The sequence below is a fragment of the Acinetobacter sp. FDAARGOS_558 genome (assembly GCF_003937785.1).
Lineage (GTDB): Bacteria > Pseudomonadota > Gammaproteobacteria > Pseudomonadales > Moraxellaceae > Acinetobacter > Acinetobacter baumannii.
Genome location: NZ_RKJH01000001.1, coordinates 3269089 through 3289437, shown reverse-complemented (window position 1 = coordinate 3289437; position 20349 = coordinate 3269089). Strand labels below are relative to the sequence as shown.

18 protein-coding genes are annotated in these 20349 nt (G+C 40.2%); 3 read left to right on the top strand and 15 right to left on the bottom strand.

Going from position 1 to position 20349, the window contains the following annotated elements; translation table 11 throughout:
* Window positions 1-67 precede the first annotated feature (67 nt).
* Window positions 68-3100 carry a DNA translocase FtsK gene (locus EGT34_RS15905; protein WP_000127814.1) on the bottom strand — a complete coding sequence of 1011 codons (3033 nt, stop codon included), beginning with the start codon at window positions 3098-3100 and terminating at the stop codon, window positions 68-70.
* Between the two features lie 269 nt (window positions 3101-3369).
* Here EGT34_RS15905 and trxB point away from each other — a divergent pair, with 269 nt between their 5' ends.
* The 3 genes from trxB to EGT34_RS15890 all read left to right on the top strand — a co-directional run bounded on the left by trxB (window position 3370) and on the right by EGT34_RS15890 (window position 6002).
* Window positions 3370-4317 carry a thioredoxin-disulfide reductase gene (trxB, locus tag EGT34_RS15900; RefSeq protein ID WP_001276144.1) on the top strand — a complete coding sequence of 316 codons (948 nt, stop codon included), beginning with the start codon at window positions 3370-3372 and terminating at the stop codon, window positions 4315-4317.
* Window positions 4318-4436: 119 nt separating this feature from the next.
* Entirely contained in the window at window positions 4437-5168 is a 732-nt protein-coding gene (gene aat, locus EGT34_RS15895; RefSeq protein WP_000854785.1) for a leucyl/phenylalanyl-tRNA--protein transferase, read from the top strand.
* An 18-nt stretch (window positions 5169-5186) separates the two neighbouring features.
* Window positions 5187-6002 carry an arginyltransferase gene (locus EGT34_RS15890; protein WP_000844343.1) on the top strand — a complete coding sequence of 272 codons (816 nt, stop codon included), beginning with the start codon at window positions 5187-5189 and terminating at the stop codon, window positions 6000-6002.
* 44 nt (window positions 6003-6046) lie between these two features.
* Here the strand turns inward: EGT34_RS15890 and rimI are convergent, their stop codons facing one another.
* The 14 genes from rimI to EGT34_RS15820 all read right to left on the bottom strand — a co-directional run bounded on the left by rimI (window position 6047) and on the right by EGT34_RS15820 (window position 20340).
* A complete protein-coding gene (gene rimI / locus EGT34_RS15885) occupies window positions 6047-6502 on the bottom strand; it encodes a ribosomal protein S18-alanine N-acetyltransferase (RefSeq protein WP_000621547.1) in 456 nt (151 codons plus the stop codon).
* 107 nt (window positions 6503-6609) lie between these two features.
* Window positions 6610-7485, bottom strand: a complete 876-nt coding sequence (locus EGT34_RS15880) for a metal-dependent hydrolase (protein WP_000992291.1) — start codon at window positions 7483-7485, stop codon at window positions 6610-6612.
* Window positions 7486-7722: 237 nt separating this feature from the next.
* A complete protein-coding gene (locus EGT34_RS15875; protein ID WP_031974898.1) occupies window positions 7723-8604 on the bottom strand; it encodes a metal-dependent hydrolase in 882 nt (293 codons plus the stop codon).
* Window positions 8605-8897: 293 nt separating this feature from the next.
* The gene (locus EGT34_RS15870; protein ID WP_125305474.1) at window positions 8898-9095 is read right to left on the bottom strand and encodes a hypothetical protein; all 198 of its coding nucleotides are present in this window, start codon (window positions 9093-9095) and stop codon (window positions 8898-8900) included.
* A gap of 124 nt (window positions 9096-9219) precedes the next feature.
* Window positions 9220-9774, bottom strand: coding sequence for a lysozyme (locus EGT34_RS15865; protein ID WP_031975085.1), 555 nt, complete (start codon window positions 9772-9774; stop codon window positions 9220-9222).
* Complete coding sequence (locus EGT34_RS15860; RefSeq protein ID WP_001083663.1) at window positions 9764-9982, bottom strand: hypothetical protein; 219 nt, start codon at window positions 9980-9982, stop codon at window positions 9764-9766. The genes EGT34_RS15865 and EGT34_RS15860 overlap by 11 nt, the downstream gene beginning before the upstream one ends.
* Window positions 9979-10335: a hypothetical protein gene (locus EGT34_RS15855; RefSeq protein WP_000138204.1), complete on the bottom strand. Its 357-nt coding sequence runs from the start codon at window positions 10333-10335 to the stop codon at window positions 9979-9981. The genes EGT34_RS15860 and EGT34_RS15855 overlap by 4 nt, the downstream gene beginning before the upstream one ends.
* A gap of 49 nt (window positions 10336-10384) precedes the next feature.
* Entirely contained in the window at window positions 10385-16414 is a 6030-nt protein-coding gene (locus tag EGT34_RS15850) for a phage tail protein (protein WP_228713130.1), read from the bottom strand.
* Between the two features lie 40 nt (window positions 16415-16454).
* Window positions 16455-17108 (bottom strand): tail assembly protein, encoded by a 654-nt coding sequence (locus EGT34_RS15845; RefSeq protein WP_106451090.1) that lies wholly within the window; start codon window positions 17106-17108, stop codon window positions 16455-16457.
* The gene (locus EGT34_RS15840; protein WP_060454549.1) at window positions 17092-17847 is read right to left on the bottom strand and encodes a C40 family peptidase; all 756 of its coding nucleotides are present in this window, start codon (window positions 17845-17847) and stop codon (window positions 17092-17094) included. The genes EGT34_RS15845 and EGT34_RS15840 overlap by 17 nt, the downstream gene beginning before the upstream one ends.
* Window positions 17848-17853: 6 nt before the next feature.
* Window positions 17854-18663 (bottom strand): phage minor tail protein L, encoded by an 810-nt coding sequence (locus tag EGT34_RS15835; RefSeq protein WP_060454550.1) that lies wholly within the window; start codon window positions 18661-18663, stop codon window positions 17854-17856.
* Window positions 18650-19624, bottom strand: coding sequence for a hypothetical protein (locus EGT34_RS21320; protein WP_060454551.1), 975 nt, complete (start codon window positions 19622-19624; stop codon window positions 18650-18652). Before EGT34_RS21320 ends, EGT34_RS15835 begins: the two co-directional genes overlap by 14 nt.
* A 52-nt stretch (window positions 19625-19676) precedes the next feature.
* Window positions 19677-20018 (bottom strand): phage tail protein, encoded by a 342-nt coding sequence (locus EGT34_RS15825; RefSeq protein ID WP_000071079.1) that lies wholly within the window; start codon window positions 20016-20018, stop codon window positions 19677-19679.
* On the bottom strand, window positions 20011-20340 hold the full coding sequence (locus tag EGT34_RS15820) for a hypothetical protein (protein WP_060454552.1): 330 nt from the start codon (window positions 20338-20340) through the stop codon (window positions 20011-20013). Before EGT34_RS15820 ends, EGT34_RS15825 begins: the two co-directional genes overlap by 8 nt.
* Window positions 20341-20349: the final 9 nt, after the last annotated feature.

The window sequence follows — 20349 nt, the reverse complement described above, 5'->3', positions numbered from 1 at the left end:
ACCCGTAGTAATTATTATTTTTAACCATAAAAAAGCCTCCGAAGAGGCTTAATTTTAACTGTAGATCTTAAACTAAAATATCGCGCTTACCGTTGGCACCCATAGCACTCACAATGCCATTCTCTTCCATTTGGTCAATGATACGAGCGGCACGGTTATAACCAAGGCTAAACTTACGCTGTAATGAAGACGTAGAAGCTTTTCGAGTTTCTAAAACAAACGATACACATTGATCATAAAGTGCATCACGGTCTGAACCACCATCACCTTCTTCAAAGCCACGCGAAGCAGGCTCTTCATCAAATGGAGTTAAGATCTCATCTACGTAGTCTGGTTCGCCACGTTCACGCCATGCATCACAAATACGGTTAACTTCATCATCACTAATAAATGCACCATGCACACGTTCTGGCTCAATCTTACCTGGCCCTAAGAACAGCATATCACCATGGCCTAACAAGTCTTCTGCACCACCTGCATCCAAAATAGTACGTGAGTCAATTTTACTGTTTACACGTAAAGCTACACGCGTTGGAATATTGGCTTTAATAAGGCCTGTAATGACATCTACCGATGGACGTTGAGTTGCAAGCAATAAGTGAATACCAGCAGCACGAGATTTTTGCGCCAAACGCGTAATCATTTCTTCTGCTTTCTTACCAACTTGCATGATCATGTCAGCGAACTCATCCGCCACAATCACAATTGATGGTAATGGCGTTAAACGAGGCGCGCGCTCTTGTGTCGCCGAGTCACTTGGTTTCCACGTCGGGTCAATCAAGTCTTCTCCATTTGCAAGCGCTTCTTCAACTTTTCGGTTGTAGTCACTTAACTTACGAATTTTTAAGAACGACATAAGCTTATAACGGCGTTCCATTTCATTTACACACCAGTTTAAAGCACTCACTGCATCTTTCATGTCAGTGACTACAGGCGTTAATAAATGCGGAATATCGTTGTAGTTGGCTAATTCAAGCTGTTTTGGGTCAATTAAAATCAGACGCAATTGGTCAGGCGTATATTTGAGTAACATCGATAAAATCATCGAGTTAACGGCAACAGATTTACCCGAACCTGTAGTACCCGCAACTAACATATGCGGTGCTTTTGCCAAGTCTGTTAGTACCGGATTACCTGAAATATCTTTACCCATTGCCATACTAATGAGAGCACTTGGGTCACGATATGCGGGTGTTTCCAATAGTTCAATCAAACGTACCATTTCACGAGCACTATTTGGAACTTCAATACCAATATATGGTTTACCCGGAATAACCTCTACTACACGTACAGAAGCCATAGACATTGAACGTGCCAAGTCACGGGAAATATTAGTCACTTTAGATGCTTTCACACCCGGTGCCAAATCTAATTCAAAACGTGTAACCACTGGACCCGGCTGAGCTTCAACCACCTGAGCCTTCACATTAAACTCTTGTAACTTGATCTCAAGTAACTCAGACAAACGAGAAAGCTGTTCCTCGGTAAAGTTAACTTTCTTATTTGGATCAACCTTATCAAGCAATTCAAAGCCCGGTAATGTTGGTAAATCTAAACGCTTTTTGGCCACTTGCATAGCACGAGACATGGGTCGACCTGATGCATCTGTTAGAGGCGCATCAAAATCAAACTCATCCTCAAGGTCATTCTGAGGTTTTCCAGCAGTTTCCTGCCAAGCTTCAATAAATTCTTCTTTTGACAGCTTCTCTGCACCAATCGTAGTTTGAATAGGCGCTTTTACAAAAGCCGAAGATTGCGCATAGCTACTTGCCTTGATCGGTTGAGTTGCTGGCGGGATATCCTCATCAATCAATAAGTCGTCAAAATCATCAAAGACTTCTTCATTCGATAAATTTTTAGGTGACTGATTTAAATTCGATACAGGTACAGATGATTCAACTAATTTTTGAGGAGCTTGCGGTGTAACTTCTGGTTCAACATGATGATCTTGAACAAATGGCGTATGCACGTCAGTTGCCGTTTTACTATTTGGAACTGCAGCAAGTAGTTCATCAAAAATCTCATCATCATTCCAATCTAAACCTTGATGAGTATCCGATGGTTGTTTTTGTTTAGCCTGATAAACTGTTTGCTGAAATTGCTCATGAGTCGAAGGCTGTTCACTTGAATCATCAGCAGCTCGTAACAGCGCATCAATTTCTTGTTTATGGCTTACATCATCACGCTGTAACGCACGCCAAACCTCTCCCGTAGCCACTAAACGCTCACTGTCTTTTTTAAGCTGTTGGGCTTGCTCAAGTGTACGCTCAAAGTTTTCTGGCTGAGGAGTTGGTTTTTCTTCAATTGTTTCAGGTTGACTTTGTTCTTTAGCTAAAACGTCGGCAAATAAACGCTCTGCTATTTCATCATGTCGTGTAGAGCTCGCTTTGCTTTGAGTTTTTTCTGGTTGGGCATTTAGCTCTACTTCATCCGTAACTTCTTCTGCTTTAGGCAACTCTGCAACTTTTACCGTTGCTGCTTTATTCGCAGGCTGTGTGGTTAAGTCATAAGCAGATTCGTTAGGAGATACATTTTTATAGAATAAATCTTGTAAATAACCAGGCATTGCTTTAAGCGTAACCCATGTTTTGCTCCACTGCACCCCAAATGCCAAAGTGAACAATACCACTCCGAAAACAAGGAGAAATAATGTCGCACCATAAATTGTTAACAGTTGAGATAAGCTTTGCCCCAACTCATAACCAATAATCCCACCTGCGGCATTATCTAAAGTATCTGCAGGTACATTCCAGTGAAGGTAAAGCAAACTCGACACAACAAGAATTAAGAAGAACTGCGCAGCATAACGGAATGGGCGGTTTAGAAAACTATGTGGCCACCAGACTTGAATCGCTTCAACAAATAAGAAGATTGGAATAAGTAAACTTGCCCAACCTAAAAAGCCAAACAGCAAATCTGCAATCCATGCACCGGCAATACCACTTGCATTGGATACTTGCTGAGTATCACTTGAAATATGCATCCAGCCCGGATCAAATGGTGTATATGTTACTGTCGCCAGAAACATATAAATCCCAAAAGAGACCAAGAATAATGTCATCAATAAGCGCTGTGCATAAACACTTGACACCGCAGTCATATACTGTCCTGTAACCCATTTAATTATTGGTTTAGAGATGTGAAGACCTACATTTCAGATCTTCAACGATTGAACTTTATATTATGCACCTGTTCTTACAAAAAAGGTGCATGATTCTTTACAGTTGTTGTTAACATAAGGCTCTTCTATATTGTTATATAACTTAATTCGATTGACCTGATCAATATTATCCACATTGATTTAACGCTATTGGTCGGCAATTTCACGTATAATTTTCAAAATTCTCGAAATAAATAAGGATACCCTCAATGAGTGCTCGTCATTCTCGGTTAATTATTCTCGGTTCTGGCCCTGCGGGTTATAGTGCAGCTGTTTATGCAGCACGTGCAAATCTTAAACCAACACTTATTGCAGGTTTACAACTTGGCGGCCAACTTACAACAACAACCGAAGTTGACAACTGGCCGGGCGATCCTGAAGGTTTGACTGGTCCTGTCCTAATGGACCGTATGCAAGCACATGCTGAACGCTTTGGTACCGAACTTGTCTATGATCATATTAATGAAGTGGACTTAAATGTACGTCCTTTTGTTCTTAAAGGTGATATGGATGAGTACACTTGTGATGCTTTAATTATTGCAACTGGTGCGACAGCTCAATATCTTGGCTTAGAGTCTGAACAAAAATTTATGGGTCAAGGCGTGAGCGCATGTGCCACATGTGATGGCTTCTTCTACAAGAACCAAAATGTGATGGTTGTGGGTGGTGGTAATACTGCTGTTGAAGAAGCACTTTATTTATCAAATATTGCTGAACATGTGACACTTGTACACCGCCGTGATTCTTTACGCTCTGAGAAGATTTTACAAGATCACTTATTTGCTAAAGAAAAAGAAGGCAAAATCAGTATCGTTTGGAACCATGAGGTTGAAGAAGTTCTTGGTGACAATACTGGCGTAACAGGTGTTCGCTTAAAATCTACGAAAGATGACAGCAAACAAGAAGTACAAGTTCAAGGCTTATTCATTGCAATTGGCCATAAACCAAATACCTCTATGTTTGAAGGTCAGCTAAACTTACGTGATGGCTATATCCAAGTACAAAGTGGTACTTCAGGTAACGCAACAGCGACTTCTGTAGCAGGCGTTTTTGCTGCTGGTGATGTTGCTGATAGTATTTATCGTCAAGCGATTACTTCGGCGGGTTCAGGCTGTATGGCTGCACTAGATGCCGAAAAATATCTAGATAACCTTTAAGTTTAGATATTTCAAACAGCCGTTTTATAACGGCTGTTTTTTTGGAATTTATAATAATTACTGGCTGCCCTGTATTAATTTTTATAGCATAGCCCTAAAGCACATATTATTTTGGTTTTATGAAAACACTGCCTCTATCTCAATATATTTTCCCAGATCCGGAGGAATCAGATCCAGATGGTCATGGTTTAATTTGTATAGGCGCTGACCTCTCCCCTTCCACACTCTATGAAGCGTATACACATGGGCTTTTCCCATGGTTTAATGAAGATGAACCTATTTGTTGGTGGAGCCCTGAACCACGCTGTATCATTTATCCTCAAAACTATAAACCGAGTAAATCGCTTATTCGTAACATGAAAAAATATGATTACACCATTACGGTAAATCGTGCTTTTGAGCAAGTCATTCGCTCATGTTCACTACCTCGAAGCTATGCTAATGAAACATGGATTAGTGAAGATATTATTGAAGGCTATTGTGGAATGTTTGATGCCGGTTATGGCTATAGCGTAGAAGTCTGGCAAGAAGAGCAGCTGGTAGGTGGTTTATATGGGGTAACGATCGGTAAAGGTTGTTTTGGCGAGTCTATGTTTAGTACCCAAACCGATGTTTCTAAAATGGCTTTTTATACGTTAATGTTAATTGGTCAAGAAAATCAGCTTCCTTGGGTTGACTGTCAACTTGTAAATAGTCACTTAATTAGTCTTGGGGCTTGTACACTTTCTCGGCAAGAATATCTTAAATCGTTACAAGATGTAATTATTCACCCCTCTATCAATTGGAAAAAGTATCAAGAACGTGTATTTTCAAGTAAAACAATAGCATTAAATGCAAAATTAATGGAATGATAACAGGAGGGACCAATCATGAAATCATATCACCCGAAGTCCCTTTTAAATGATCTGCAATATTATATTACTCCACCTCATGATTGCAGCTATTTAGAAAATAAATCAGCACGCATGGTCTTTTTAGACCCGATTCATCGGATTGATGTGGTGACGCTTTCTGAATTATCGCGATTAGGTTTTCGTCGTAGTGGCGACTTTGTATACCGTCCTGAATGTCATTTATGCAGGCAGTGTTTATCTTGTCGTGTACCTGTTGCCGATTTCCAAATGAACAGCATGCAAAAAAAAGCATGGAAGCGAAATCAAGATCTCACCATGACTGTTCTACCAACACGGCAAGCCTCACAAATTCATTATGATCTATATGAACGTTACATTAACGAGCGCCATGCCGATGGTGATATGTTTCCGCCAAGTTTAGATCAGTTTGAAAAATTCTTGGTCCATAGCTGTACAGATAGTTTCTTCTTAGAACTATGGAAAGACAATCGTCTTATTAGCGTTTCGACTTGTGATTTAATGGATGATGGGTTATCTGCCGTCTATACGTTCTTTGACCCAGATGAACACCGTAGATCTTTAGGCGTTTATTCAATTCTGAATCAAATCGAATATGTAAAAACACTCGGTTTAGAATATGTCTACTTAGGCTATTGGGTTCCCCACTCAGCTAAAATGAACTATAAATCTCAATATACGCCGCTAGAACTTTTACTAGATGGGCAATGGCGCCGCTTAAATAGATCATTATCACCAGAAGAGATCAATCAGTTAGGCAATTCCCTCATGACCACATTACCTTCTGAATGGAATAATTTAATTATTAAATAATCTGCTTCTGTCTTGTTGTTCAAACAGCAACAAGACAGGCATTCTTAGAATAAAGAAGCAAAATCATCAGTACAGCTTTTTACCATAATAACGGCATTTTCACGCCCACCCTCTTGGGTTGGATAATAGTTACGACGCACATCAATTTGGTGAAACCCTGTTTTTTCGTATAAACCAATAGCAGCTTTATTACTTTCACGTACCTCTAGAAAAATTTGTACGGGGTGATTTTCTAAACGCTCAATCGACGCATCTAACAATTGATATCCTAATCCTTTACCTTGCATTTGAGGATCAATTGCCATGAGCAGTAAATTCGCTTCATCTAATACAGGTTGTAAAATACAAAAACCAACCACCTTATTATTTAATTCTATTACCGTACATTGGTAAGAATTTAAAGATTCTACAAATTGCTGCCTAGACCATGGGTGTGTTTGAACAAGCTTCTCAATTTGAGCAACACTATCAATATCTGAGACTTGCATAGTACGAATCATGAGTTTCAACACATTTTTAGATTTCAAAGTAAACGTATTATAGAAACTTAAATAGAAAAAACGAGTAAAAAAAAGAGCAATTAAATTGCTCTTTTCCAGTCAGCTTTTTAAAGACCTAATTTTTCACGCCAAGTGGCCAATAAAGCTGTCGTATCCGAATCATTTGGATGGAATTTTGGTCTTAAGAAATCTAATAATTCTGGAATTTGACGAGTCATAAAACCTTTACGACCATACATGAACTTAAGCATGTATTTGGTATCTTTCCATGTTAATTTATCATCAGTCTTAAGTAACTTAGCAGTAAAATAAGACTGAGTAGCAAAAATTAAGGCCATTGCAATGATTAAAGCAGTTGAACGCATAAAATAAGCCTTTGGCCCCTGCCCATACATATTGGTATAAACATCAAACGCCACAGCTTTGTGTTCATTTTCTTCTACCGCATGCCACATCCATAAGTGATACATAGTGTCATCTTGGAACATGGCTTGAATTTCAGGGTTTTGTAAAAGCTCAGCCGCAATAGTTGAGGTAAAATGTTCTAAAGCACAGGTACCTGTTAAATCAATCATTTCTTTTGTATAACCAAAAGGTTTCATTAGCTTGGTTACAACCGCAGTACCTACTTTAATAACTTTACCTGTCTGTTTTTCCATTTTACGAACATCATATCCATACGCCTGCGCAGAAGCATTAAATGCTAGATGCTCTTTAGAATGCATAGCTTCTTGGCCAATAAAAGCACTTATTTCTTTTTGAAGTGCTGGATCAGCCAGTTTAGGATCGTTTCGCACAGCACGAGTACTGTTTACAAAGAACTGCTCTCCTTCCGGAAAAAGAGCCGATAATGCTGTCATAAAATGAGTTAATCCTGCATCGTAATTTGCCCAATAGCGTGGAACTTGAGCAAACTCAAAGTCCATACGACGCACAGGGAAACTTGCTCCGGCACGATTAGAAATATTTACTTTAGCATTCATGTCAGACTCCTTTAAGCGAATCGAAAATTCACTTATATCCTTATTTATTTTCTTAATATTTATAATAATACGCCTTTAAAGGCGCTATTTAAGTGCAGATGAGGCCAGCAAATTATCAGATGAGGTCATCAATAGCCTCATACTAGGGCAAAATTAACAAGTATCTTTTAAAAGTGAGTCATAATTTATAGACAATAAAAAAAGGACTGTTAACAGCCCTTTTCATTTACTTTCAGCTTAAAGTCCAAGTTTAGATTTCCAAGTTTTTAACAAACTAACCGTATCTAAATCATTCGGGTGGAAACCTGGCTTAAAATAAACCAGCATCTCTTTAGCCATACCTGTAATAATGCCTTTCGACGGGCTATAACCATATTTATAAATCACAAATAACTCATCTAAGTTTAATTTATGGTCTTGCTTTAAAAGACGAACCACAAACGAAGATTGAATTGCGAAAATAAGAGCCATTGCAAAAACAAGTGAACTTGTGCGTAAAGCATAAGCTTTTACACCTTTACCAAAGACACCTTCATACACATCAAATGCGACTGCTTTATGTTCATTTTCTTCTATTGCGTGCCAATACCACATGGTTGACATCGTTTTATCTGTCATCAACTCTTGAATATGGGTATTAACTAAAAGCTGAGATGCAATGGTTGCAGTAAAATGTTCAAGGGCTGTAGTAGCAGTCAGGTCCACCATTTCTTGCGTCATACCAAATGGTTTTACGAGCTTTGCAAAAGTTTTTCGGGCAGTTTGAATAGCCGTATCGGTGAACTTTTCTAAAGTTTCAACATCATGACCAAATTTTTGGGCAGAAGCATTAAAGTTTACATGCTCTTGAGTATGCATCGCCTCTTGACCAATGAAAGCACTAATTTCTTTTTGTAGCTCTTCATTGTCTTTAATTGCTGGGTGATAACGTACAGCACGTACACTATCAATAAAGAACTTTTCACCAGCTGGAAATAGCGCTGATAACGCTGTCATAAAATGTGTAAGTCCAGCGGAACCATTCATCCAGTATTCTGGCACATCATTAAAATCAAAGTTCATACGACGTACAGGAAAGCTTGCCCCTACACGATTTGTGATATTCACTTTAGCATTCATATTGAAAGCTCCTTACCAGTAACCTAAGTTACTTAAACTTTATTGTTCGTTTTCTTGATTCTTATCATACAAACTTAATAAAAAGGCTTAAGTGCAAATAGGGACATTGAAGTATCAGTTAAGGCCAGCTTTCAACTGAATTGTCTAACAATTCGATATAAAAAAAGCGCCCCAAAAGGAGCGGTTGTTACTTATATAAATCAGTAGGTTAAATAATATTGCTACACTTTTGTTGCACTATTTTTTAAATCTGCATTTGTCTTGTTTTACGTATTTTTAAACTACATTTAAAATTATTTTAAATCTACTTTAATGGGAAGTTCCCAACGGCGTCTATTAAATGTCACGGTTCCATCCAAATTAATAGGCAACTCTTTTAATGAATAGTCATAGATTTTAAGAACATTCCCGTTCTTATCTAAATCAGCGGGTAGATTGCAAGTATTCTCCATTCTGCCCACTTCCGAAACCATGATCATGACTTGCGACATCACAAAGCCCTTACACAAATCGAGACATTCACATTACTATTAATAGTGTGAGCTGTGCAACCTGAGAATAGGAGGCACAGCAATGTGATGATCGATGCAACTTTGGTACGTTTACACATATAAGTTACTTCTTTAAAAAGAGTGCTCGTTCTGCTTCTCGGCGACGAACTAGGCCCTTCATAACCTTGCCACCTGCTTTGTTCCAAACTAGGAATTGATCAGCAGCACCTTGATAGTCACGTTTATTGAGTTTCTTTAATAAGGTTGAATTATTAAAAGCACCAGAGCCAATGTTGTAAGTCAGCGATACTAATGCATCAAACTGATTTTGAGTTAAAGGTACAGTTACCGATTCATTTACAGTCTTTTCAAATTTGGCTAAGTCATGCTTAAAGTAAGTCTTAGCTTGCTCAGGTGTGCAAGTATCACCTTGCTTAACCTTCACGCCATTTGGATAAACTGTTGTGCCAGTGCCAATAGTCCAGACTCCTACACCATCGTCATAAGCTTTGAATCGTGTGTCTTCAAATCCTGAAATTAGATTTACACCAACATCACTTGTAGTCATGCCAGAAGGCGCAAGTTTATCGACCACCTTATTTAGATCATCTACTTGTGCTTGTGTAAGCTTGCCACCTGCAATCACACGAGCAGCATCAAAGAATGGTTTAGTTGTCATTGGATTCACCTTTCTTTTTCTCTAACTCAGAGCTACCAAAATAAAAGCCACATGCAGTTGTCATAGCCCCAGCAATAAAACCCAATGCCGTATTAATCAGATTGCTGTTTTCTCGCGGCATATCCACAAAAAATAAAGCAATCACTAAAACAAACATCAGTCCCACTAATGCGAAAGCTAGATAAGCTCTTGTGTTTTCACTATTCATCGTCCTGCTTCCTCTAACCGTGAAACCTTCTCTTTAATTAAAGATTGATCTTGGCTTAATTGAATAATTGAAGATCCAACCCAAGCGCACAGCGAAAATACGATTCCTGCAAAGATGCCAAGCAGTACACGCAATACAGAAATTCCACCATCTTGCGCTGCTGTGCGGTTTTCTAAATTGGCGACTTTGATATCCAATGTATCGATATCCTTTTTGTTCTGTTCGCTAGTCTCTTTGTGTGCTTCATTAATAAAAGTCAGTCGAGTAACATGATCTGACAACATGCGAATATCACTCTGAATTGAGTCAATTTTCTTTTCAAATCTCAACCCGTATGATTCATTTTCAGTCATGCCTTCCCCCTTTCGTTTAGGCAATAAAAAAGCACCCGGTTGGGTGCTGTTACTTTTTCATTTCAATAACACTTAACGTTCTCGAAGTAATCATAAAGTTGCTTCTTGATTCCACATTTAATGGAATATTAACGCCCTCCTGTCGAGCAAATCCTGCTTTAAGTGTGTAGGTAACATTGCCAATAGTACTGTTATCATCAATAGCTGAAACGATAACCGCAGTCCCGTTGAAATTGACATTAATAGTACCAGTTTCAAGATTTGCACCTAATGAACCCCGTCCAATTAAATTTCCATTCCGATATATAGAAATATAAAAAGAAGCCATGGCCCTGTCATTTGCTGCAATTGGATTACCTCGTCCGTCACTTACACTAAAAGCGCCAAAAGTAGGTGTGCAAATATTTACTGAAGCATCAATTCTAACTTTTCCACCACTTCTATTTAACGTTACTTGTAAAAGTGTACCTATATGATTTTCCCACGCTGATAGGTGGTTATTAAAATCATTATTAGGCAACCCACCAGTTGATCCTCCTGAAAAACTATTGATAGTTTTGATATCAATTGCTTTAACTCCTATCGGTACAGTTACAGCCTCATCCTTGATCTTTAGAGTATCAATTGCGCCATCTTCAATATTCGCAGTTTTGACTTTAATTGTTCCCAAGTCCGCACTAATAACACTTAAGTTTTCTGCCCAGATCCGATTGGCATTGATATATCCAAAACTACCATTATCGACATACAAACCACGCGGAATAACAGTACCGTTTGGCAAAGTAACTGGAGTATTTTGCAGTGTCATTAATGGTTTAGGTTTTACACCATCAACACCGACAGGCGTACCAAACTGAATTGCATCATAATTGAATATGAAAGTTGAAGTCGTACCATCATTCATTGAACCATGTCCTGAGACATGGCCATTCACATCAAACTTCATGAATTGCTCTGCATAGACACCATCTACACTTTTTGACACTTCCTGAATCGATGCTGTATGTCCGTCAACAGTTGTTTGAATAGTATCAACTTTCTCTGCTGTCGCACTCTGAGCATCCGAAACCGCATTCACTTTTTGTTGAACTGTTGCCAAATTGGTGTTTGCTGTATTTGCCTTATCCAAGGCATCATTAGCCGTTAATTGTGCATTACCCGCTGCTGCATTTGCAGATGAAGCAGAAGCTTGAACAATATCAATTTGACTTGCTTGCGAAGACTGACTATCTGTAAGCGTTTTGATCTGGCTCTGAACTGTTGCTTTGTTACTTTCAAACTGAGTTTGAACAGTATCAATACGTTGCCCAAGTGCGCTATCAGCATTTACACGCGCAGTAGATTCAGAGGCAATAGTTGCCTTATTTTCATCTATCTGAGCCTGAGTAATATCAATCCGCTTACTTAAAACCAAGTCACCTTCAGCTGCTGCTGACTGTAATGACCATGATCCAGCCTCTGTTGATGAGCTGTCAGCAGTTAGTGAAGTACTATCTGCGGTTAGTGGGGTAACTTTTGCATAGACTCCGCTTAATCGCTCAGTATTTGCATTGATCAAATCACCCTGCTCATCAACGGTAGCTTTCACACTATCCACATAACCTGTTGAGGCCTTGTCACTAAGCTCAGCCTCTACAGACTCAACACGCTCAATTGCAGCACTAGATGCATCTGCTGCTGCATTGGCTTGTGATAGTGCTGTGGCTGCATTTGCCTTAGCTGTTGCAGCATCACTACTTGCAGTGCCAGCTGTTGCTTTTGCCTGATTTGCTACAGTAACAGCAGACCCAGCTTCCGAAACTGCTGCTTCAGATTTAGTTACAGCAGTAGCACTATTTTCAAGTGCCTGACCTGCTTGATCAGTTGCAGTATTGACTTTGACATCAATTGCATCAACTTTTAAAGCGGTTGCTTCATTGTCTGCAGTATTAATATCAACTCGTTGACTCACTGCTGCTAAAGCTGCATCGTTACTCGCTTTATAAACATTTAAAGCTTGGACTGTAGCAGCATCACCACTCGCTCTTGCTGTAGCTTCCTGTTGAATTAATGCAGTGTTTTCACCAACTGAAGCTGAAACGGTATCGATGCGCTTACTTAAAGCTAAATCGCCATCAGCATAAGCAGACTGAATTGTCCACGCCCCTGCTTGGTTGCTACCACTATCAGCTGTCCAGTTGTTTTGGTCAGCAGTTAATGGAGTAACTTTTGCATAAACACCATCAAGCTTCTGCGTTTGAGCTTTAACAACGCCATCAATATCCTCTACATCCGCTTTGACTTCTTCAAGCGCACCAGTTGAAGCCTTGTCCTCTAAAGCAGCATTGATTTCATTAATAGATAATGCATTAGCACTAGAAGCATCAGCAGCAGCTTGCGCTTTACTGATAGCAGTTGCAGCATTGGTTTTTGCAGTTGCAGCATCACTACTAGCGGTATTGGCTGTATTAATAGCACCATCTGCTTTTGAACTTGCCGATTGTGCTGTTGCTGTTGCTTCCCGTGCCATTGATGAAGCTGAACCTGCTTGAGACACCGCTGTATCAGCCTTGCTTATGGCAGTAGCACTATTTTCAAGTGCTTTGCCAGCATCATCCGTGGCAACCTTTACACTGGCTCTTAAACCATCAATTGCCTGTGTATTTGCACTAGTGTCATCAACAACTGCTGTTACATCGTCTATAACCGAAGCCAGAGCCAAGTCATTGGAAGCAATGTAATTATTCAGTGCCTGAACCTGTGCTCCATCGGCATCAGCCAAAGCAATAAGTTTTTGCTGAACAGAAGCATTGTTATTGCCAAAATCTGAACTCAACGTATCAATTCTTTGGCTTAGTGCGCTGTCACCATTGACTCTTGCTAAGGCTTCTTGCTGAATAGCAGCTTGGTTATTTCCCACCTGAGCATTAACAACATCGATACGTTTACTTAGGGCTAAATCACCTTCAGCAAATGCTGACTGAATTGTCCAAGCAGCAGCTTGGTTACTTCCATTATCTGCGGTCCAGTTGTTCTGATCAGCCGTTAAAGGTGTTACCTGTGCGTAAACACCGTCCAGTTTTGTTGCTGTAGCATGTAAGTCATCTGCAACAATATCAACCGATTCTTGAACAGCTGCAATTGATGTGTCGGTGCTTTCTTTATAGGTAGTGACAGCATTAAGAATCTGCTGGTCACCATCAGTTCTAGCCTGAATCTCTTGAGTTAAACCATCACTGACACCTTTAACTGCAGCAATGCGGTCATTGGTTTCTTTCGCAACGGCATCAGAAACTTGCTTAACTTCACCCTGCCGTACCAAAGATTCTTGTGCAATTGCATCTGCACGGGCTTGTGCTTCAGCTGCATCTGCTGCAATTCGATCACTAATTTCTTGTGTAAGGCTATCGTTTAATCCAGAAACATCACTTACTCTTTGCTGGGTTTCAGCATCGATTGCTGCATTCGCAGAATCAATTTCACCCTCAAGAGCAGTAACTTTGTCAATTAAATTTCCGATATCTCCATCAAGACCTTCAATCGTATCAATCTTATTGATCGTATCTCTTAAGTCCTGATCTAACTGCGTTGCAGAAATTAAGCCATCAAGCGCATCAAGAATATCATTCGCCTGTGCAGTTGAAGTGCCACTAACCCAACTAGACCAATCCCCTTTATTACCGATCCGGTCAACCAACCGCCCCCGATACCAGAGTGTCACATTAGCAGCCAAACCCTGCTGCTGTAGTGAAGTCGTTGGATAAGCATAAGAACCCAGAGGCTGAATATTGGCACCATTGGAAGTCGTAGAATATTCAATTTCCGTATATGCAGTATCTAATGCGCCAGTTGCAGGAAATTCCCATTCCACTTTCATTCCGAACATTGTGCCAATCGCTCGGATAAAAGCTAATTTTGGTGGTAACCCCTGCTTACCAGTCAATGCAGTCAAAACTGAGTATGCCGGTAAAGAAGAAATTTCAAATGCTGAAATTGCTGTTACACGCGCCTGATATTGACCCGCATAAATACCTGGTACCTCTACCGAGTTATTGCCTGTCAGTGGTAATTTAATCCAGCTCCCGTCATCTTTACGCCACTCAACCAGATACTTAACTGCTCCACGGGCTTGTGCCCATGACACAATCATTGTGGCAACATTAATACCTTGATCTACTCGGCTTTCACTTGTAATGGTGACGTTTGTAACCGCATCCTGAACAGTAGGATTAACAATTGAAATAGGTGCTTCTTCAAAATGTGCTCCAGTGTCGATTGCATCAAACTTTGAAGGATTGTATTGAAGAGCAGTAATGCTAAATTGATGTTTATCATCTTGAGTAATAGAGATGACCCGAAACTTCATTGTTGCCAAGTCTTGAGCATCTAAAACCCAAATGTTTTGCACAGCAATCGAATTCACATCAAAAGCCGTGGTTACTGTAATAACTCTACCTGCTATTGACTGAACAATACGTGTTTGGGCTTTGCCATTTTCTCCATTAATTACGAGTCGGTCGCCAGCTTTTGCAACCACATTATCTCGGTCCAAAGTAATACTTTTACGATCTGCCGAAATAGCAGATACACGACCACCATTTGCACGACCTGCAAATAGAGGATCAGCAACTTCAATTACTTTCCCTGGCAAAGGAATGTGTCCATCTAGACCAACTTTGAAAGACACTGTACGTGTTTCAAGTTGCTCTGACTTTAAAGCCCAGTGACCTGCTCTCTGCGCTTGTCCGCGCGAAGTGCATCCCCAAGCATCAATTTCCAAAATACGAACTTGGCCCGCTTCAGCAATTGCTTTCTCATCACGAACAAACTCATATTCGGTTTTGTAGTGATTAGCTGGGTTATCCCACGCAATTTTTACAACATTATGGCGATCACGCGCACGGGTTCCTGAGTATTCAAAATTGCCATCAATGACATTGGCACGTGTATAAGTGAAATATGTATCTTGGGGAATATCCGCATCGCAAATAATGCTATTACCATCCCAAAACGTTATCGCACGAAACACACCAGCTAACTTAGTTAAAATCTCAAATGCACCTTCTGCGCTCTGAAGATAAACGTTACAAGTAAAGCGTGGTTCCTGCCCCCCTAGACCATCCGGCACCATTTGGTCACAGTATTGTGCTAAACGATATAAAGACCACTTATCAATCATTAACGGGGTTAAGCGGTCACCCAAAGCATAACGGTCTACGGTACATATATCGTAATAGATCCATGCCGGGTTATTTGTGTATGCCTCTTTAAATGTACCGTCCCAAATTCCTATATATTGACGTGTAACCGGATTGTAGTTTGTGGGAACCTTGATAATCCTACCTTTCGTATCCATTGCAACTTTAGCAACATTCCCAAAGGTTTCAGCATCGTACTGGAGGCCCAATAATGCTGTATTTGGATAACGTAATTTTGCATCAATTACCTCTGTTACCGCAGATACATACATCTTGTCGCTGATATATTCGGATGTTGAGTTGGGAGTAATTCGGCGAACACGAACCAGCCAGCCTGAATCGGCTTTGGGTAAGTCAATACGATGTGGACGCTCATAATTATCAGATGTTTTATCTGAAATTTTTGCTCTTAATACTTCTGACCATGCTCCGCCATCAGTTTGCAAGTCCACCGCGTATTCAATGGTATAGCCAGTAACATCACCTGTTGTTGGGTCTTGGTTGCGTAGTGGACCCCAACGTAATCGTAATCTAACCGCATCAAGATCAAGGTTATTAAAAGAACGTACCCAAGGTGTAGATGATTTAAGCTCTACGTCAATCGGGATTTCATTTTCAACTGCCGGGAAGCCTTCAATGTATTCCTGATCATTAGTACCATTTCTAAAATCAACTTTTACATTTTCAAAGTTAAGGCTTCCATCTGCATTTTGAAGTGGAGTTTCTTCTAAATAAATTGACTGAAGCCCATTAGCTAAACCTTCAATCTCGCCTTCAGCTAAACCATATAGAACCTTGATAAAGGTTTTCGATTGAGCAGAATCTGGTGAAATGACAGGTTGCCGTTGTTTTTTACTGCCTTTTTTGCGCCTACTACTGCATTCATAAGAAATCTCACGCAATAAAAAAGGCGCTAGAAAGCGCCTGTTAAATAATTAAAATTTACATCTGATCTTCAGGATATTGACCAGCACTGATAATGAAGCCGCCGATTTCCCGTTGACCATAAAGAATTGGAACAGGATTACCTTGTGCAACTGTAGTTACTGCACCGCCAAAGCCTTTGTTGGCACGGTTGCCATCTTGGTTTTGGTCTTGAGTATTATCAATTTTTGGCATGAGCATTGATGCAACCCCTCCCATAGCCATGCCAGCACCTGCACCTATCAATGCAACCTGAGCAGCCTGACCAATACCTGGTATAAATGAAGCAGCTATCAGAATCGCACCAAGTACAAGTTGCAAAATCCCATTATTGCCACCAGCCCCCATTACACGCGGGACGATATGAATAGTGTCTGCTTCAGTATGCATGTCTAGCTGCTCTTCACCGATGTTATCGCCGGTAATGAGCCGCTTAGTTTCATGATCGTAAATTGCTGGGCGTTTCTTGCCTCGTTTATTACTCGAGTTCTTTCCTTTTAGAAACACGGCAAAGCGTAGCCCTTGCTCATGTGCATGCAACATAAAGTGTTCAAAGCCAGCGATCTGAACAGATAATGCACGCATGGCTTCACGTGTATTTGCGACATCGAGCTTAAATTCACGACCGAATTTTTGCCCCAAGATGCCGTACAACTTAATTGTTTTTAACATCTCTATGCCTCAAGATTTTTACAGTACGTTCAAGCCATTGTTGACCATATATTTCCCGCACAGATTTACGGTTATACGGATGATGAAGGATTAAACTTGAACCGATGCAATGCTCAGTTTGTTCCGATTTAAGCTGCCCATTATTACCCAACCATATAACTGCATGATTGGGATGTTCAGTACGCCCAACACGACAAACAAGCATATCGCCATATTGTGGTGTATCTACTTCATAGAAGCCTGCTTTTTCATAGTTTTCAAGATAAAGTGATGGATGGGATTTATCCTCCCACCAAGCATCTTTTCGCTGAAAATCCAACAGCTCCACACCTAACTCACGGCTATAAAAATCACGAATCAGCGCGTAACAATCTTGCCAGCCATGAAAATAATTACGCCCCACTAAAGGGGCGCGATAATCACACGGCTCGTAGATTTGAAAATCCAGATCCGGATATGAACAAATTACCCACGGCTTTTTATGTAGTTCAATCTGAATCAGATCGAGTTCCGATGCTCTTGTTGTTCCATCTGGATGGGAATGCACATAAGCTAAGATTTCGCCTTGATCTTCAGCCATAGCTAAATCTTCAGGATGGATTTCAAACTGATCAGATTGAGCTGAAACATTGCGGCAGCGGATATATTCTTTTCCAACAATTACCCCACAGCATTCATGCGGATAGCATTCATCGGCATGGGTCATGATTGCTTTTTTGGTTTTTGCTGTAAGTTTCATAAAACCTCACAATAAGCTTGAAGCCGGGAACCCACCGAAAGGCAAAGGTTTATTGTCTCCGTGACGCAATCGGCAGTCTCTTAAATGACCTCCACAATTATCTTGTGCCGGGTCATCTGTTGGCTCACCTTTTTCTGTGAACATAGCCGCGCCCGTATAACCACACTCTTCGCCGCGATACTTCCCCATCATGCACCAATGACAAAGTGAAGTAATTTGACGTACAGGAATTTTCAAACCCTCAAAATCGATTGGATTGGACAGCTCGAAAGTCACTTGTTGTGCATTTTCAGATGTCTTTTGCTCGATGTACCAGATTTGCTCTTTTGATTCATTCGATGCAATTGGATTGCCTTCTGTGAAGTTTTCAGCATCTAAGTATTTAGCAAGTGTGGTAATCACTTTAAGTTTTGCACCAGCAAAGTCTTTAAACTGCAAACAGTAAGCAGACACAGCATTTTGAATGCCGTTGATATTGTTGGCCATGCTTAAAGTTGGTGCTGAAGCTTTACCGTCCGAACGCATTTCAAGGCCAGACACCTCAAGCGCCATTGGCTCAAAAACTTGACCTTGCCAAATAATATTTCGCATCCATACTTTCTGATCGCCAATATTAAAAACTTTATCGGCCTTGATTGTTGCTGTGTCAGCCTTCCAACTTGTTAAGTCAGCTGAGACATAAATCTTTTCCCAATCTTCATAAGAAATATGCCCATGGAAACGTAAAATGCCAGCACCTAAGCTGCTGGCATCTAATTCATACAATGTTATAAGGCCGTCTACATAAAGTTTCTGGAAATCACTATTCAGCGTCATCTGGTAGTGTCTCCTCTAAAACTAGCTCTTCATGTAATCGAACGTCTATCCACCGACCATCAGGAATGTCCATTGGATTTTCATGATCACCAACGATTGCAGCAAGCTCAATATCAAACTTACGCTTGTATGTCTTGATTGAAATGTCGCCATTTTCTAGGGTTGAGTATTCAACAGCAACTACCGTATTACCGTTGGCATCTTTAGGTACTTCGATGTACCAACCTTCCTGAGCAAAACCGAGCGAACCCTGAATTAAGTAATCACCAACACCTAGCTTGTCAAAAGTAATTTGCTGCTTTTCAGCATCATTATTTAATTCGATATGATCATTAAATAACTTAACAATTGGTGAAGCTGCTTTAATAAATCCATTACCATCGACAGTCGTATTTTTCTGCGTCCACATTTTATAAAGTGAATATGCACCAGAATTCACATTAGAATGTCTTACTCGGTAATAAATTTCATGACTACTTGGGGCAGCTAAAATCTGTGCGTGTACACCACCACCGCGAGTCATAGTCAATCCACAACAATATGCTGGTATTGTTGAGGAAGCAGTGGTATTAGACCAAACAAAACCATTCGCAGGTGGATAATCCGATGCATCTGACTCGGTTAAAGCATAAGCTCCCGTCCCAGTAGCAAGAGAATCACCAAGACCAAAAGCTCCATTACGCATTAATGAATTTTGTGTAGTATCAGTTTTTGATGTCTGGGCTGTGCTTGTTGCGGCAGTCCCCAAACCTAATGCAGTTCGAGCAGATGTTGCACTGGTTGCCCCTGTACCACCCTTTGCAATTGGCAAAGCAGTTGGAATCGTAGCTCCATTAGTGCTTCCAGTTAGGAAATCATATAGCTCAGTAAAGTTTGCGTTTATATACTGGAAAGCTGTTCGAGCTGGTGTTCCTGATCCGTCATTTGCAGCTGAACCAACATTAATAACTTGCTTAGTCATTTTCTTACTCGCATAAAAAAGCCCCTAAAAAGGGGCTTTAAAGGGGTTTAAATTAAGGGTAAAAAACTTGGGTGAATGTCGTAGAGATTTGCCAAACATCACCGCCCAAACAGCGTGGTTGATATTCACCTGTTTTAACTCGGACCTCACCGTCTAAAGGTGAATCCCAAAGGAACGAGTCAGCACCCTTATGTTGATCGAAGAATGCTTTGATTTGCATAATTTCGGCTTTATAAGCCGTTCTTTGATAAGTCCATTCGCCAGCTCGGTTATTGATACCTACAGCAATGTTTTGTTCATAACCATCGCCAAATTTGCTTGATAACGTATTAAAGCTCTGCGAACCTGAATTACCTTCTAAGTCTTGGCACCAAGTGAATTTACGATTACTCATCTTTTTTTGACCACTCAACTTTCATACTAACCGGACTATCTTTAAAACGTTTTTTGCAACTTTCTAGATCCTTCGTATCTTGATCTGGAGCCAATAAACCTGCCCACCTACTTTCACGAACTGCCCATTCTTTTACATGTTTGTTTAGTAGCTCTGCAGCTTTAGAACTCTTAGATTCCTTTTGAAAAATGAGTGTGAGCGCCAAACCAAATACAAAACCTGTTGCATATGCAATATGATTAGACTTAATCAAACTTAAACTTATGTAAAAAACTGCAGTTATCAAAAAAGCAAAGAGGAATGCTATAAAATATCTTTTCATATTCTCACT

What these genes read in the sequence shown, in the direction of transcription:
- EGT34_RS15905 (WP_000127814.1), bottom strand. Translation starts at nt 3,100, where the DNA reads ATGACTGCGGTGTCAAGTGTTTATGCACAGCGCTTATTGATGACATTA.
- trxB (WP_001276144.1), top strand. Translation starts at nt 3,370, where the DNA reads ATGAGTGCTCGTCATTCTCGGTTAATTATTCTCGGTTCTGGCCCTGCG.
- aat (WP_000854785.1), top strand. Translation starts at nt 4,437, where the DNA reads ATGAAAACACTGCCTCTATCTCAATATATTTTCCCAGATCCGGAGGAA.
- EGT34_RS15890 (WP_000844343.1), top strand. Translation starts at nt 5,187, where the DNA reads ATGAAATCATATCACCCGAAGTCCCTTTTAAATGATCTGCAATATTAT.
- rimI (WP_000621547.1), bottom strand. Translation starts at nt 6,502, where the DNA reads ATGATTCGTACTATGCAAGTCTCAGATATTGATAGTGTTGCTCAAATT.
- EGT34_RS15880 (WP_000992291.1), bottom strand. Translation starts at nt 7,485, where the DNA reads ATGAATGCTAAAGTAAATATTTCTAATCGTGCCGGAGCAAGTTTCCCT.
- EGT34_RS15875 (WP_031974898.1), bottom strand. Translation starts at nt 8,604, where the DNA reads ATGAATGCTAAAGTGAATATCACAAATCGTGTAGGGGCAAGCTTTCCT.
- EGT34_RS15870 (WP_125305474.1), bottom strand. Translation starts at nt 9,095, where the DNA reads ATGTCGCAAGTCATGATCATGGTTTCGGAAGTGGGCAGAATGGAGAAT.
- EGT34_RS15865 (WP_031975085.1), bottom strand. Translation starts at nt 9,774, where the DNA reads ATGACAACTAAACCATTCTTTGATGCTGCTCGTGTGATTGCAGGTGGC.
- EGT34_RS15860 (WP_001083663.1), bottom strand. Translation starts at nt 9,982, where the DNA reads ATGAATAGTGAAAACACAAGAGCTTATCTAGCTTTCGCATTAGTGGGA.
- EGT34_RS15855 (WP_000138204.1), bottom strand. Translation starts at nt 10,335, where the DNA reads ATGACTGAAAATGAATCATACGGGTTGAGATTTGAAAAGAAAATTGAC.
- EGT34_RS15845 (WP_106451090.1), bottom strand. Translation starts at nt 17,108, where the DNA reads ATGTTAAAAACAATTAAGTTGTACGGCATCTTGGGGCAAAAATTCGGT.
- EGT34_RS15840 (WP_060454549.1), bottom strand. Translation starts at nt 17,847, where the DNA reads ATGAAACTTACAGCAAAAACCAAAAAAGCAATCATGACCCATGCCGAT.
- EGT34_RS15835 (WP_060454550.1), bottom strand. Translation starts at nt 18,663, where the DNA reads ATGACGCTGAATAGTGATTTCCAGAAACTTTATGTAGACGGCCTTATA.
- EGT34_RS21320 (WP_060454551.1), bottom strand. Translation starts at nt 19,624, where the DNA reads ATGACTAAGCAAGTTATTAATGTTGGTTCAGCTGCAAATGACGGATCA.
- EGT34_RS15825 (WP_000071079.1), bottom strand. Translation starts at nt 20,018, where the DNA reads ATGAGTAATCGTAAATTCACTTGGTGCCAAGACTTAGAAGGTAATTCA.
- EGT34_RS15820 (WP_060454552.1), bottom strand. Translation starts at nt 20,340, where the DNA reads ATGAAAAGATATTTTATAGCATTCCTCTTTGCTTTTTTGATAACTGCA.